Consider the following 15,256-nt stretch of genomic DNA (forward strand, 5'->3'; position numbering starts at 1 on the left):
CGCAGCACGACCGTGCCCAACCTCCAGCCGGAATGGGCGCGCCCAGCACCGCTCGGCTCTATGACGCCTACCAAGGCGGCAAATCCGCGTACGAGAACGACCGGGACATCGCCCGGCGCATCCACAGACTCGGTCTGAAGCCCAAGCTGATCGCGACACAGAACCGCGCCTTCTTGATCCGAGCCGTCGACCACACGGCCCGCGCCTTCGGCATCGACCAGTTCCTCGACGTCGGGTGCGGACTCCCCGCCGATTCCGGCCCCAACGTCCACACGGTCGTGGAGAGCGTCCACCCTGATTCCCGAATCCTCTATGTGGACCACGACCCGCTGGTACTCGCCCACGGAGACGCTCTCCTACGCAGCCAGACCGGCACAACCGCAATGGTGACCGCCGACCTCCGCAACCCCGACATCATCCTCACCGAAGCACAACGACTGCTGGACTTCAATCGCCCGATCGCGCTGCTGCTCACCGCCGTCGTCCACTTCATCAGAGACGAGGAGCGCCCGCACATCCTCGTCGAGCGCCTGGTGAACGCCCTCCCGCCGGGCAGCGCCGTCGTCCTGTCACATGTGACCGACGACTTCGCGCCGCTGGTCATGCGTCAAGCAGAGGCACTGCTGGCAGGCGAGGCGGTCCAGGCCCGCACACGTGGCCGGGCGGTGATCGAGCGGTTCCTCTCCGGACTGACGCTGGTGGAGCCCGGGCTGGTGCCGGTGCACCAGTGGCACCAACCCGACACCGAGATCGCGGCCATTCCTCCCTCCGAGGTCCACGGATACGGCGCGGTCGGCTTGAAACCACACCCGGTCGAGAACGGGTCGGACACCGAGCGGCTGGGCCGGAACGCCTGGCTGTCCGCTCGCCCGGAGCAGGGTGTCCTGGTGATCTCCGTCGGCGGGATGGTCGAGGAGCGGGAGAACGTCCCCCTGCGTGACCGGCTCGACGCCCTTGCCGGCGAGTCGACCGGAGACGTGGTTCTCGACCTCTCCGCCGTGGAGTTCCTGGACTCCACCGCCCTGGGCACAGTGCTGGGCCTGCGCCTGCGGATGGACGCCGACGGGCGCGGGTTGCGTCTGCTGGGTGGTGCGCCGCTGCGGAAGATCCTGCGGATCACGGGGTTCACGGTGCCGCTTTACGAGGATCTGCCCCAGGCCCTCGCCGCTGCCGAGGCGACGCGGAGGCGACGATGACCGGGCCGATCACCGAATCCCGGGAATGCGCGGCGCCGACCGCTGTTCCCCTCGCGCCGGTGGTGGGCGGTCGGGAGAAACTGGCGGTGCGACGGGCGGTGGAGGCCATCACAGCTCCGTGGCCCGTCGGCGCCCGGAACCGGGTATGGCACACCGCCTGCCTCGCGCTCACCGTGACCGCTCTCCAACAGCACCTCCGGAACGCGGAGGTCCCCGTATGACTCGCGTGAGCATGAATGTGGAGCCGATGCCGCCGGAGGGCGACGTGGCGACAGCCCGTCAGCCGCCAGAGCTGGAAGCGCTGAGGGCCGACCACTTCGCCAAGGCCCGGTCGCCGCGGGTGTACGACTGCCTGCTGGGCGGAATCGAGACATACCAGCCCGACCGAGACGCCGCCCTCGACCTCTATCAGGCCGCGCCGTGGGCACCGCTGGCGGCCCGGACGAACCGGTACTTCACCCAGACAGCCACCGCAGCCGTGCTCCGTCGTGGCATCGCCCAGTTCTTGGACCTCGGCTGCGGCCTGCCCCACAGTCCTGACCTTCACCGCCTCGTCCCCCACGGTAGTCCTGTCGTCTACGTCGACCGCGACCCCGGCGTCCTCGCCCACGCCAAGACCCGGCTCGACATCGGACCCCCATACGCCACAGACGTAGTGGCTGCCGACCTCCTCGACATGGAGACCCTGCTCGCGCACCCGGACATAGCCGGGGCCTTCGACCTCGGCGGGCCGATCGCCGTCAGCGTGCACGACGTACTGCCGTGGAACCTCGACGATGCCGCGGTAGCGGACGCGATGGAGGCGCTCCGGGACTGGCTGCCGGTCGGCAGCACCCTGTCGGTCACCCACCTGACCGACCACTTCAATCCCCGCACAGTGCCCCGGGCGGTAGCCGCGTACGAGCGGCACGGCATCCTCGTCCGCCCCCGGAGCCCCGCCCAAGTGTCGGCCCTCTTCGGCGGCTTCGACCACCTCGGATGCGGCCTCGCCGCTGTGAGCCAGTGGTCCGCCCACGGCCCAACCGTCCGCCACTTCACTCCCTATCCCGCCCGAGCTGAGGACTGTGCCGCGTTCGCCGGCATCGCGGTCAAGTCCTGAACCGGGGCCGTCCACCGAACAGCTGCCCGGGGTCCGGCTGGCGAGCGGACCCCGACCCCGGGCAGCGCACCAAACCCAACCTGCGACAGAGGGAATCGCCGTATGAGCAACAAGGTCACCGTGGTCTGCTGGAACCTGGAACGGAATGGGAAGAACGACCGGGACCTGCGGCACCGGGCTCACGAACGCCTGGCCAGGCACAGCCCGCACCTGGTGCTGCGGCAGGAGATGTGGGGCGCGGACGAGGACGGCAGCGCGGTCCTGTACGAGCTTGAGCACGTCCTCGGAATGCGGGGCTGGCTCGGCCCGCAGTCCTGCACCGCGATCTTTGCGGACCAGCGGGTGTTCCGCACAGTGCGGGAGTGGCCCCGGACGGGCCCGATGTGGGTACTGCCGCCGACTGCGCTCACGATGCACTACCTCCCCGCTGGCAAGGACGCCTTGCCGCTCGCGGTCGCGTCCTTCCACCTCAACTACGCCTCCGGCACGAATCGCCTGGCCGAGACGGAATGGCTGACCACTTGGGCCGACAAGCAGTGGACCGCCCAGAACGGCGAGACCGTACGGGTCCCCGCCCTGATCGGCGGGGACACCAACGGCTACCCCGAGCCCGGCGTGAAGGGCGACCCCGCGCTGCCGGTCCTGGAGAACATCCAGGACGAGCCCCACCGCGCCCACCGCTCCTACCTCGGCCCCGACGGCACGCGGCACATGGACACCCGACCGGACAACGTCCTGCACACCGCCGGACTCAGGGATGTGGCCCGGTACTGGGCCACGCACCACGACGGAACCCCCGCCGCTGTCGCTCCCACGGTGGACGCGTACGAGACGCACGGCCCTGATGCCCGCGTCGACCGCGTCTACGCAACCCCCGAACTGCTGCCCGCGGTCACCGACGTGGACGTCTGTGAAGTGCCCCTGGAAGTCTCCGACCACCACATCGTCCGGCTCACCCTGGACGGCGACCACCTCGCGGACATCCTCAACCGGTCCCACTCTGCGGGGGAGGACTGATGAGCGAGGTAGCGCTGCGCACACTCTTTCCCCACCAGCGGGAAGCCGCCGACGCGGTCGACAAGACCCTCCAGACCGAGAACCGCGCCACCCTGGTGATGCCCTGCGGGACCGGGAAGACCCGCGTCGCGGGCGAAGCCGCGCTCCGGGTGGCCCAGGCCGGCGCGGGCAGGGCGATGGTGATGGTCCCGACCCTGGAACTCGTGCACCAGGCCATGAACGAATGGGCGCAGCAGCGGGGCACAGGGGGGCTGGGGCGGGTCGTGGCGGTGTGTTCGGACCGTGAGGTGCTGTCCGCGCGGCGCGGTGGTGTGGAGACGGCGGGGGTGACCGTCGATCCGGGGCGGCTGGCGGAGTTGTGTGCGGGCGCCGGTCCGGTGACGGTGGCCTGCACATATCAGAGTCTGGGGGCGGTGACGCAGGCGCAGGACCGCTGGGGCATGGCGCCGGTGGACATCGCGGTCGTGGACGAGGCGCACCGGACTGCCGGTCCGGCAGGCAAGCCGTGGGGTGCGGTGCACGACGAGCGGCTGCTGGTGGCGAAGCGACGTCTGTACATGACAGCGACGCCGCGGATCGTGAACGGCGATCCCGATGCGGTGATCAGCATGTCGAACGAGAGCATCTACGGTCCGGTGGCGTACCGGATGTCGTTCGCGCAGGCAATCGACATGGGCCTTCTGGCGCCGTACCGGCTGGTGGTGGCCGTCATCACGGGTGAGGAGGTATCGGCGCTGCTCGCTGGCGACGACTCCTACCTGCGGGTGGGGTCGGCGGCGGTCGCAGCACGGATGCTCGCCGCGCAACTCGCGGTACTGCGGGCAGCGAAAGAGTACGGAATCCGGCGCCTGATCACATACCACCGCAGTGTCGCCGACGCGAAGTGGTTCACCATGCTGCTGCCGCGCGCCTACGACATGCTCGCGCCGTCCGAACGGCCGGTGAGCCTGTGGGCGGACTACGTGCACGGCGGGCAGGCCGCAGGCGGCCGGCGCCGGGTCCTGAACCGGCTGACCGACCCCGGCGAGGGGCTGGTGGTCGTTGCGAACTCACGCGTTCTGACAGAAGGATTCAACGCCCCGGAAGTGGACGCGGTGTGCTTCCTGAGCCCCCGCGGCACGATCGACACCATCCAGGGCATCGGACGGGCCCTGCGCCGCGGGGACCGGTCCCGGGCCAAGACGGCGTCGGTACTGGTCCCCGTACTCCTCGAACCCGGGCAGGACCCCGCCACCGCGCTCGCCGGCGCAGGGTTCGGACAGGTCTGGGAAACCGCGGGCGCCCTCGCCTCGCACGACGACTCCCTGCTCGGGGACCTGGAGACGGCACGGCGGCGTATGGCCGAGCCAGAGCGAACCGGGCGGCTCTTCGGCAGCCGGGGCGGGCTGCCGGACTGGCTCGCGGTCAGCGGGATACCTGTGCCCGACGACTTCGCCGCAGCCGTTTCGGTCCGTACGGTGACGGCGCTCACCCCGTCCTGGGGCGAATACATACGGGCCACCGAGCTCTACCGACGCGAACACGGCAACCTCCTCGTTCACCGGGACCACCGGACGGAGACGGGGCTCGGGCAGTGGATCGCCAACCTCCGCACACGCGCCGAGACACTCACCCCGCAGCAACGGCAGCAGATGGACGCACTCGGCATGGTCTGGGACGTCCCCGAACACCAGCTCCGCGAACTGGTATCCGCACTGCGTGCCTACAAGGCCGAGTACGGACATCTCAGCATCTCCAACGATTACGTCGTCACCCGCAACGGTCGACAATACAAACTCGGTGCCATCGCCGCGACAGCGCGCCAGCATCACGCGGCCGACACCCTGCACCCCTCCCGGTTCACCGCGCTCGAAGCCGAGGGCTTCATCTGGGACCCCGACGCACACGAATGGGACCAGTTCCTCGGCGACCTCGATGCCTTCCAGCAGGCCGAAGGGCATCTCAACATCCCCCAGAAGCACATCACCGCAGGCCGCAAGGTCGGGACCCAGGTCAACAGCTACCGCACCCACCCTGAACGACTCGCCGCCACCCAGCGCGCCCAGCTCGACGAGCGGGGATTCATTTGGGACGTGCTCCAGTGGCGGTGGGACCTCCACATCGAGGCACTGACCCGGCTCAAGAACCAGCACGGACACCTCAGCCTGCCGAGAACCCTGGTCATCGACACGGGGCCGATTCCCATCCGCCCCGCCACCTGGATCAACAGCCGCGTCCAGGAGTACCGCACCGGAAGGCTCACCGACCCGCACCGAATCCGGCAGCTCGTCGCCCTCGGCGTCGAACTGGCGGAAGACCGTCGACGTCGCCGCTCATGACGCGCACACCGAGGACCTGCACGGACACCGCCAACCCGCGAACGGCGACTACAAGGGGAACCACTCGGATGAACAATCCGTCTTCACCCTCCATCTGGGACAACGCCGCAGCCCCCCAGCTGCTCGATGACGTCCCGCCACAGCCCGGGCCACGGGACACAGCCCCGGCTTGGCCTCTGCGGGCGCCACCACAAACCGACTTATACACGCCCCTGGCACTCGCGCCGCGCCAACCAGCGGTACGACAGGCCGACCGGCCGCAGAAGGCTGAATTTCGGCCCTGACTAGAGGGCCACATGGCGCGGGGGTGGTCACATCGACATCATCACGGTTTCGCGTACACGCACCACGAGGAGACGAGCCATATGACCGAACTGCCCGACGAGAACCGTGCGACGGAGCTGCGTGACAAGGCCGTTGACCAGCTCAAGGAGGACGGCACGGTCGTGTCGCCGCGCGTCGAGGCCGCTCTGCGGCAGGTGCCCCGGCACCTGGCGGTGCCGGAGGCCCCGCTCGATGACGCCTACAGCACCTACAACGCCGTGATCACCCAGGAGGACGAGCACGGTAATCACACCAGCTCAGTCTCCGCACCGCAGATCCAGGCCATGCAGCTGGAACAGGCCGGCATCCACCCCGGTGACCATGTTCTGGAGATCGGCACCAACGGTCCGAACGCCGCCTACATCGCGGAGCTGGCCGGTCCCGACGGGCAGGTGACCACCGTCGACATCGCCCCCGCGCCGGCCGAACGAGCCGCGCGGTTTCTCACAGAGACCGGCTACACCGGCGTCAACGTCGTCGTCGCCGACGCCGAGAACGGTGTCCCCGAGCACGCCCCCTATGACGCGATCGTGGTCACCTTCGGTGCGTGGGACATCCCGCCCGCCTGGACCGACCAGCTCAAGGACGATGGTCGACTCGTCGTACCGCTCCGCATCAACGGCCTGACCCGCACGTACGGGTTCGTCCGCCAGGCCGACCACCTGCTGGCCACCAGTGCCCACGTGTGCGGCTTCGTGGCCGTGCAGGGCGCCGGCTCCCACACCCAGCAGACGATGCAGCTGCCCGGCGACAAGGGCGTGACCCTGCACTTCGACGAGGGGCTGCCCACCGACCCGTCCCTACTCGACGGCGTTCTGGACACCGACCGCGCCGAGACGTGGACCGGAGTGACCGTCGCCAACCAGGAGCCCATCGGCACACTGCAGATGTACCTGGCGGCGCACGTACCGACGTACTGCAGCATGTCCATCATCCCGGACCTGGCCACCGGCGCGATCGGCCCCACCAACCTCGGCTTCTCGATGGTCGCGATCGACGGCCCGAACTTCGGCTACATCGTGCTGCGACGCAACCCGGAGAAGAAGAACGCGGAGTTCGGATTCCACGCCTTCGGCCCCGACGGGGCCGGCTTCGCCGAGCGGCTCGCCGACATCGTCCGCGCCTGGGGCACAGCGCACCGCACTACGCCCGGACCGCGCATCGCCGTCTACCCGGCGGGCACGCCCGATGACCGGATCACCGGCGACCGGATCATCGACAAGAAGCACAGCCGGATCTCCATCTCCTGGCCGACCGCGTAGAAGCGGTACCTGGCCAGGTCTCTCGCACCATCCCATCGGACAGAGAGAGTGTGATCACATGACCACCGCCCTGCTGGACAGCCTCACCGCCGCGGTTGAACCGCCGGCCGGGGAGCTGTCCGACGACGACTTCCAGCTGGACATCCGCGTCGTCGTTGCCGAAAGCCCCGTCTACAACTTCAACTGCCCCACCAGCGACGGCTGCGGCAACACCTGCGCCAACGGGGCCAGCTCCTGCGTCTCCTCCATCGAGGACGCCTCCTGACAAGGCCCCCTCTTCCCCGTCGCCGGGGCGGCAGCCGATCGGCTGCTTCCCCGGCGGCACCTGTCTGCGCACCACCCCGTATTCGAGAAGGGGCACCAGTGGCACACAGATCACCCATCACCTACCAGTGGCAGCACGGAGTGCTGCTGCGCGCCTCCACCGCTTCCCACCAGATATCCGTTCCGGATCTCGACCTGGACGGCGCCGACCTTGTCGCGCAGGGACGCCAGTGGTTGTCCGGGGTATGGCATGCCCCGGTGCCCGACGCGCTGTCTGCGGCCAGCCCCGTCCTGTGCGAGCGGGTCAACGAGATTCTGAGCGGCGCTGTCACCGATGCGCGCCGCGTTCGCCGGGCCGTCCGGTCTGTGGCGGCATACCTGCTGCGCTGGAACCATCGGCCCACACCGTTCGGGGTGTTCGCCGGAGTGGCTCCCGTACGGCCGGCCAAGACGGCCCGGGTCCAGTGGGAGAACGGCTACCGGACGGTACTCCGGCCGGATTCCGACTGGATGACGGACGTGATCACCCAGCTGGAGGGCAGTCCCGCCCTGCTTGCCCGGCTGACCGTCGTCACCAACAACACCGGACACCTGCGCGGAAACCGGCACGTGGTCGACGGAATGCCGACCGACGCGCATGCCGGGGGCTTTGCCCCGGTCGAGCTGTCCGTCCGCCTCACCAGGCCCGTGGCCGCCGTCCTCGCCGCTGCCGACACCCCCATCCCGTACAGCGTGCTGATGCGCCGCCTGGCCGACAAGTTCCCCACGGCGCACCCCGACCAGCTCACCAGCCTGGTTGCCGACTTGCTGGGCAGGCACATCCTGATCAGCAGCCTGTGGCCGGCGATGACATCGACCGAACCACTCGCCCACGTGTGCGCCGAACTGGAGAGGGCCGAAGCCGCCGGCATCGCCGACGTCTCCGATCTCGCGGCCCGGCTCGCGGATATCCGCGACCGCATCGAGCGCCCCACCGGAACAGCTCCCTGGGCGCCGGAGTCCGTCCTCGTCCGTGGCATGCAGCGCCTCAGCTCCGTGGCCCGGGTCCCGCTGCTGGTCGACGCCGTACTGGGCTGCACAGTCGACATCCCCGAGGCCCTGCTGAGCGAGGCCGCCGAAGCGGCTCAGGTCATGCACCGGCTGTCGCCCCACCCGTACGGGTATCCGCAGTGGCGCGACTACCACCAGCGCTTTCTCGACCGGTACGGCATCGGTGCGGCGGTACCTGTGCGCGACCTGGTCGGCGACAGCGGTCTCGGCCTGCCTGCGGGTTTTCTGGGCTCCGGCCGCGAGCGCGCCCCGTACGAGCTGACCGGCCGGGACGAGGCAATCCTGCGTCTGCTCCAGGAGGTGATGCTCGCGGGCGGGGACGAGCTGGTCCTCACCCGGGCGACGATCGCCGACCTGACCGCCGACCACGCCGAACCGCTGCTGCCCGCACCACGGGCGGAAATCGCCGTGGAGATCCACGCCCCCACCGTGGAGGCTGTGCAGCGGGGCGACTACCAGCTGCTGGTCAACGGAGCGCCCCGCCCCGGCAGCAGCATGTTCGGCCGGTTCGCTCACCTGCTCCCGCCATCCGCACATTCCGCGCTCACCGACTCGTACGCGACCGTCGGCCCCGGCGCGATCCCGGCGCAGCTGGTGTTCGCCCCGCGGCGGCGCCGCAACGAGAACGTCGCCCGCACCTCGCAGCTCCTGCCGCACACCATCCCCCTCGGCCAGCACCACGAACCCGGCCCGGATGTGATCCCGCTCGACGATTTGACCGTGATCGCCGACGCCTGCCGCTTCTACCTGATCCGTGCGTCGACCGGGCAGCATGTCGAGCCCCGCGTCCTCCACGCGCTGGAAGCGTCTATCCATACGCCGCCGCTCGCCCGGTTTCTGGCGGAGATCAACACCGCCCGCAGCGCCGCCTATAAGTCGTTCACCTTCGGTGTCGCCGCCACCCTGCCCTACCTGCCGCGTGTGCGGTACAAGCGGACCGTTCTGGCGCCCGCCCGGTGGCTGCTGACCGCAGGGGAACTGCCGGCCCGGTCCGCGCCGATGGCCGACTGGGGCAAGGCTCTGGACCAGTGGCGCGCACGGCTTCGCGTTCCCGACCACATAGCCATGGTCGAGAACGATCAGCAACTGTCTCTCGATCTTGACCAGCAGATTCACCGGGCGCTGTTGCGCGCCTGTGTGGACCGGACGCGCCTGGTCGAGTTACGTGAAACCACCGGCCCGCGGGACCAGGCGTGGATCGGCCGCCCGCACCAGCTGCTGATCCCGCTGGCGAACCCCACTCCGGCTGGCACGGTCCCGCTCCCGTGCGGGTCCGCAGTCGCCGACCATCTTCAGCCCGGCGGTCCCACCGTGCTCTTCGCCCGGCTGTTCGCCCACCCCTCGCGGCACGACGAGATCCTGACCCGCCATCTGCCGGACCTGCTCGACACATTCGGCGTCGCGCCGACCTGGTGGTTCCAGCGCCACCGCGACACCACCCATCCGGGCTCCGTCCCACACCTGGCCCTGTACCTGACCCTGCCCACCCTGAACGACTACGGACCCGCCTCCCAACTGCTCCACGTGTGGGCAGAGTCCCTCCACCGGCAGTGCTTGGCCCCGGGGCTGGAGCTGGCCACCTACCAGCCGCACTCCGGCCGGTACGGGCACGGGCCCGTCCTGGATGCGGTGCACCAGGTGTTCGCTGCGGACTCGGCCGCCGGTGTCGCGCAGGTCCGTGCCGTCGCCGGCGACCCAGCCATGGGGCAGGCGCTCACCGCCGCGAGCATGGTCGACCTGGCCGTCCAGTTCACCGGCGACCCAGGGCAGGCGGCCGACTGGCTGACCTCCACCCTCCCCCAGGAGCAGGGCCCCCTTCCCCGAGAGCGAACCGCGCTGGCCATGGCGCTGGCCGATCCCGAGCGCACCGCCCTGCTGGCCCTGCCCGGAGGCACCGAGGTCGCCAGCGCCTGGCGGCAGCGTGCTGCCGCGCTGACCGCCTACCGAGAGCAGCTGGCCATTCCGTTCGATCGCGAGAGTGTGCTGCGGTCCCTGCTCCACCAGCACTGCATCCGAGCGCTGCCCATCGACCCCGATCACGAACGCGCCACCAACCGACTCGCCCGAACCTGCGCTCTGCGACACCGGAAGCGGCAGCCGTGACCACCAACAGTCCAGCCCTGCTCGCGGACACCTTCGCCCAGCGCCTCGCCGCACCCGCCCCGCCGCCCGCAGACCAGTCCTGGGCAGCGCAGGCCCTGGCCACTGGTGCCGCCGGCACCGCGCTCCTCCACGTCGAGCGCGCCCGTACCGGACAGGGCACCTGGCAGCAGGCACACGCCTGGATCAAGACCGCCGTCGGCACCGACATCAGCGCGGCCATCACCAGCGGCCTGTACCTGGGGGCGCCCGCCGTCGCCTTCATGCTCCACTGCGCCGTCACCGACGACGCGCCCCGGTACCAGAACTCCCTGTCAGCCCTGGACCGGCACGTCACCAACCTCGCCCACCGCAAAGCCGACGCGGCGAAAGCCCGCATGCGCGGCGGGCGCCCAACCAATTTCCACGAGTACGACATCTTCTCCGGGCTGACCGGGATCGGCGCCTATCTCCTGCGCCGGTCCCCGTCCAGCTCCGCGATGGAACGCGTCCTGGGCTACCTCGTGCGGCTGGTCCTTCCCATCCGCCACATCGAGCATGGTGTTCTGCCGGGCTGGTGGGTCGACCACCAACCCGACCTCTCCCCGGCCGATGTCTCTGCCGGGCACGCGAACTTCGGTACGGCCCACGGCGTCACCGGGCCGCTGCTGCTCCTCGCTCGCGCCTTGCGTCAAGGCGTGAGGGTCGACGGACAGGAGGAGGCCATCGACACCATCCTCCATTGGCTCGACACGTGGCGGCAGGACGGTCCCGCCGGCCCCTGGTGGCCCGAACACCTCCATCTCGGTGAACTCCGCGCCGGGCGCCCCGCTCATCGCGGTCCGGCACGGCCCAGCTGGTGCTACGGCACCCCCGGCATCGCCCGGGCCGGACAGCTCGCCGCCCTTGCCCGCCGCGACCCGGCACTCCAGTCTCTCTACGAAACCGGCCTCGCACGCTGCCTCACCGACCCCGACCAGTTGTCCAAGATCACCGACACCGGGCTGTGCCACGGCTGGGCGGGCGTCTACCAGACCGCCTGGCGTGCGGCCCGTGACGCTGTCGGCCCGGTCTTGGACGCCGCTCTGCCCGGCCTGGCCGACACCCTGGTCCGTCAAGCCCACCCCGGCCCCGACCCCGGTCTGCTGCAAGGCGACGCCGGAACCGCCCTCGCCCTGAACACCGCCGCTCACGACACGGCGCCGATCTCCGGATGGGACGCATGCCTGCTGATCGACTGAACCCGTCGGCGCCGCTGGACCAGACGCTGGCCGCCGTACAGGACGTGCTGGCCGGAGCCAGCCCGAACACTGCTGCCGCCCGCGCCGGCCTCGACCCCGCCGACCTCGCCGCTGCCGTCGCCGCCTACCGCCAAGCGGGACAACACGCCCTCGCCCAGCAGATGCGGGTCCCCACCTGGCGTCAGCTGTACATTCAGTTCACCGACTGGGCCGAGGCCGAACAGACCGCCGCTGGCCTCGTCCCCGTTCTTGACCTGGCCGAACACGACGGTCTGATCACCGGGTGGTGGTTCATCCGCAAGCACCCCTGCTGGCGGATGCGGCTACTTCTACCCGACGGGAAACAGATCCCTCCGGCAATCCCTGCGGCCTTGGACGAACTCACAGCGGACGGACGAGCCGAACGCTGGTGGCCCGGCGTCTATGAACCCGAGACCGCGGCCTTCGGCGGCGACACCAGCATGGCCATCGCCCACACTCTCTTCCACGCAGACAGCCGCGCCATCCTCACCACACCCCACGGTGACTTGGGCCGCCGAGAGAGATCGCTGCTGCTGTGCGCCACCCTGATGCGCGCCGCCGAACTGGAGTGGTACGAGCAAGGCGATGTCTGGCACCGCGTCTCCCAAGAACGCCCCCTGCCGCCCAACGTGCCACCCGCCAAGATCCACAGCATGACCGCTGACCTGCGCCCCCTGCTCCTGGCCGACACCAGCCCCGCCGGCGCGATGCTCCAGTCCGATCTGACCCTCAAGCCCGCCACCGACTGGGTCCACGCGTTCCGCCGCGCGGGCCGTGACCTCGGAGTCGCGAACAGCGCCGGAGCCCTCGACCGCGGCCTGCGGCACGTCGTGGCCTACCACGTCATCTTTCACTGGAACCGCATCGGCCTGCCTCCGCACACCCAGAGCATTCTCGCGCACGCCGCCAAGGCCGCGATCCTGCAGCCAGACTTGGACCCCGATGCCAGCGAAAGGCTCGCACCATGACGACCGCGCCGCCACCGACCGCAATCCAGCGGGCCTCCGCACGACTCCCCCTCATGCGTCGATCCCACCTGGTGTACCCCAGCTTCGCCACCCGTATCGAGGAGCTGCGCACCTGTGCCGAAAGGTCCGCGCGGCCCGGCCCGCTCACCGGCCGGATCGACGCCGCCTGCGCCACCTGGAACCTGTCCGCGCTGATCGCGTCCGACTGCGGGCTCCCCGACCTGGCCGCCGACCTGTGTATCCGCCAGCTGCACCTGTTCCAGTCGGCCTGGCCCGTCAGCGGGGACGTCGCCATCGCGGCGCTCCAGCCGATGGTCAACCTGATCCGGCTGACCGCCCGCTCCGGCGACCCCGGTACCGCTTACCAGCAGTTGGTCGACCTGCACCAGGCCGTGCACCACGGCGGCGCCGTGACGCTCCATGGGCAGCGCATCGACTTCACCCGGTTCGCCACCCCGGCAACCGTGCGCCACATTCAGCCGTGGCTGCGGTTCCTGATGATGGACGACGGCACCCGCCTGCTGGCCGCCACCAGCCACTGGGCCAAGGCCGCCCAGCACGCCGTCGCCTACGACCCCGAACCGAGCCGGCTGTTCGACAGCAGGCAAGCCCGCATCGTCGCCTCCTGGCAAGCAAACGACTCGGACACTGCCAACGCCCTGTTGGACGAGGCACTCATCACCGAACCGTGGGAGGACGCCGTGCGGCAACTCCTTCGGCACGGCACTGAAATCTTTGCAGGCCGCGCCCGGGAAGGGCTCTTCGCAACTGTCCTGAACAGCGCACGGACCGCGGTGGAGGCCACCGAACCTCATACCCGCATGTTCCGCGTACGGCTGCTACGGACGGTGATCGCCCTGGCTCCGGCCAACTCCCAGATGTTGACGGAGCCGCTGTGCCGGACGGTGCTTGACGACACCGAAAGAGCAGGCGACGCCTTCGCAGCACGGGAGATCCTGCGCAGCCCGATCCCCACGGCCAACGACCAGCAACGCAAAAACCTGGAAGCACTGATGCGCAACGGCGGCCTCGACCGAGGCGCCATCTCAGCCGCCGACCTGGTCGCCATGAACGATGCCTGTGCCATTGCCGGAACGAGCCTGGCCAACTGCCTCGCGCAGCAGAAGCACTGACACCTCAGACGATATCGGAGGAGCACCCGACTGGGGCTTATACGGGGAGTGGCCTGACGTCCTGCACCGCAAAGCCCGAACTTCACGGGCACCAAAGGGAGGACTGGGCAACCCACGTCCGCCTGGTGCCGGGCCGACCGCGGCCCGGAGTGCCTAGGCTGTCACCGCTGCGGAAGGGTGGTGCCATGAATGCTGACTCCCGGACTAGGGCCGCGATCGAGGAGCGTTGGCGGGCCTCGGAACTCGGGGACACCGAAGCCGAGCACGCCATCTATGCCACGGACGCGATCCTGGACTACCCGCAGTCGGGTGAGCGGTTCCAGGGCCGCGCGACGATTTCGGCGCAACGCGGCGGGCACCCGGCCGACCGACACTTCACCGTCCAGCGGATCACCGGCCACGCGAATCTGTGGGTGAGCGAATGCGCCATCACCTACGACGGCGTTCCCTCGTACTCGGTGAGCATCATGGAATTCGCCGGCCAGCACGTGATGCACGAGACGCAGTACTTCGCCGACGCCTGCGGCTCGCCGGCCTGGCGGGCCGCGCTCGCGGAGCCGATGCCGGGCAGCACCGTCACCGGGGCCTGACTCCCGGCCTCGCCCGGCTCAGCGGACCGACGCCTGTCGCTCTGTCAGTAGTTGCTTCCAAGGGCTTGCCGGGCAGCACCAGAGGAGCGGCGATCGCCCCGCTGACGGTCACCGGCTGTCAGTGCGGGAAGCGCCCCGGCCGCCTAATAGCCGAATCAGGCGTTCGCAGACACGTCGGAGAACCGTCGGCCGTTTTCGGCCGGATGGAGCGCCCCTGAGTTTCTACGTGGTGCTGACGGCTGTCGCGGTGCGGGGTGCCTGACGCTGGAGCGTCTGCCCCATCGATCGGTCGATGGATATCTCGATCACGACGCGTTCCGGGTCGGGACCGGGGGTGCGCCCGTAGCGCTCCGCGTATCGGCTCACAGCATCGCCGATCAACGCGGCTTCGGTGCGGACCTCGGCGGTCCCTTCAAGCGTGGCCCAGCGTCCGCCGTCTACCTGGCATACCGCAACGCGAGCCCCGGGGACGGCGATATTCGCAACCTTCTTCGACGTTTTGCGAGTGATGATGCGCGCTATTCCCGCTTCCGCATCAAAGGTGACCCCGACGGGCACCACGTGCGGAGTCCCGTCGGAACGCAGGGTGGTGAGGGTGCACAAATGACGCTCCCCCCAAAAGGCGAGGAACTCCTGACTGTACTGGGAACCCGCGGCCATTTCTCCCCACACCTTTCTCATTCCAGGCATCGCA

General features: G+C 69.6%; 13 protein-coding genes. 12 read left to right on the plus strand and 1 reads right to left on the minus strand.

Annotation, left to right across the window (positions count from 1 at the left end; all coding sequences use genetic code 11):
• Nucleotides 1–32 precede the first annotated feature (32 nt).
• The 12 genes from ACH4S7_RS05045 to ACH4S7_RS05100 all read left to right on the plus strand — a co-directional run bounded on the left by ACH4S7_RS05045 (nt 33) and on the right by ACH4S7_RS05100 (nt 14,562).
• Nucleotides 33–1,196 (plus strand): SAM-dependent methyltransferase, encoded by a 1,164-nt coding sequence (locus ACH4S7_RS05045; protein WP_398519651.1) that lies wholly within the window; start codon nt 33–35, stop codon nt 1,194–1,196.
• The gene (locus tag ACH4S7_RS05050) at nt 1,193–1,417 is read left to right on the plus strand and encodes a hypothetical protein (RefSeq protein WP_398519652.1); all 225 of its coding nucleotides are present in this window, start codon (nt 1,193–1,195) and stop codon (nt 1,415–1,417) included. The genes ACH4S7_RS05045 and ACH4S7_RS05050 overlap by 4 nt, the downstream gene beginning before the upstream one ends.
• A complete protein-coding gene (locus ACH4S7_RS05055) occupies nt 1,414–2,295 on the plus strand; it encodes an SAM-dependent methyltransferase (RefSeq protein ID WP_398519653.1) in 882 nt (293 codons plus the stop codon). Before ACH4S7_RS05050 ends, ACH4S7_RS05055 begins: the two co-directional genes overlap by 4 nt.
• A gap of 102 nt (nt 2,296–2,397) precedes the next feature.
• On the plus strand, nt 2,398–3,312 hold the full coding sequence (locus ACH4S7_RS05060; RefSeq protein WP_398519654.1) for an endonuclease/exonuclease/phosphatase family protein: 915 nt from the start codon (nt 2,398–2,400) through the stop codon (nt 3,310–3,312).
• Entirely contained in the window at nt 3,312–5,630 is a 2,319-nt protein-coding gene (locus ACH4S7_RS05065) for a Helicase associated domain protein (protein WP_398519655.1), read from the plus strand. The genes ACH4S7_RS05060 and ACH4S7_RS05065 overlap by 1 nt, the downstream gene beginning before the upstream one ends.
• Nucleotides 5,631–5,995: 365 nt before the next feature.
• Nucleotides 5,996–7,216 (plus strand): methyltransferase, FxLD system, encoded by a 1,221-nt coding sequence (gene fxlM / locus ACH4S7_RS05070; RefSeq protein ID WP_398519656.1) that lies wholly within the window; start codon nt 5,996–5,998, stop codon nt 7,214–7,216.
• A 58-nt stretch (nt 7,217–7,274) separates the two neighbouring features.
• Nucleotides 7,275–7,481 (plus strand): FxLD family lanthipeptide, encoded by a 207-nt coding sequence (locus ACH4S7_RS05075; protein WP_398519657.1) that lies wholly within the window; start codon nt 7,275–7,277, stop codon nt 7,479–7,481.
• A gap of 98 nt (nt 7,482–7,579) precedes the next feature.
• Nucleotides 7,580–10,633 carry a lantibiotic dehydratase gene (locus ACH4S7_RS05080; RefSeq protein ID WP_398519658.1) on the plus strand — a complete coding sequence of 1,018 codons (3,054 nt, stop codon included), beginning with the start codon at nt 7,580–7,582 and terminating at the stop codon, nt 10,631–10,633.
• Nucleotides 10,630–11,850, plus strand: coding sequence for a lanthionine synthetase C family protein (locus tag ACH4S7_RS05085; protein ID WP_398519659.1), 1,221 nt, complete (start codon nt 10,630–10,632; stop codon nt 11,848–11,850). The genes ACH4S7_RS05080 and ACH4S7_RS05085 overlap by 4 nt, the downstream gene beginning before the upstream one ends.
• Nucleotides 11,832–12,839: a thiopeptide-type bacteriocin biosynthesis protein gene (locus ACH4S7_RS05090; protein WP_398519660.1), complete on the plus strand. Its 1,008-nt coding sequence runs from the start codon at nt 11,832–11,834 to the stop codon at nt 12,837–12,839. Before ACH4S7_RS05085 ends, ACH4S7_RS05090 begins: the two co-directional genes overlap by 19 nt.
• A 53-nt stretch (nt 12,840–12,892) precedes the next feature.
• Nucleotides 12,893–13,972, plus strand: a complete 1,080-nt coding sequence (locus ACH4S7_RS05095; RefSeq protein ID WP_398519661.1) for a hypothetical protein — start codon at nt 12,893–12,895, stop codon at nt 13,970–13,972.
• 185 nt (nt 13,973–14,157) lie between these two features.
• Nucleotides 14,158–14,562: a nuclear transport factor 2 family protein gene (locus ACH4S7_RS05100; protein WP_398519662.1), complete on the plus strand. Its 405-nt coding sequence runs from the start codon at nt 14,158–14,160 to the stop codon at nt 14,560–14,562.
• A 222-nt stretch (nt 14,563–14,784) separates the two neighbouring features.
• On the opposite strand, the gene ACH4S7_RS05105 is transcribed toward ACH4S7_RS05100, so the two are convergent.
• Nucleotides 14,785–15,243, minus strand: a complete 459-nt coding sequence (locus ACH4S7_RS05105; protein ID WP_398519663.1) for a pyridoxamine 5'-phosphate oxidase family protein — start codon at nt 15,241–15,243, stop codon at nt 14,785–14,787.
• Nucleotides 15,244–15,256 lie beyond the last annotated feature (13 nt).

It is taken from the genome of Streptomyces sp. NPDC020965 (assembly GCF_044333555.1).
Taxonomy (GTDB): Bacteria; Actinomycetota; Actinomycetes; order Streptomycetales; family Streptomycetaceae; genus Streptomyces.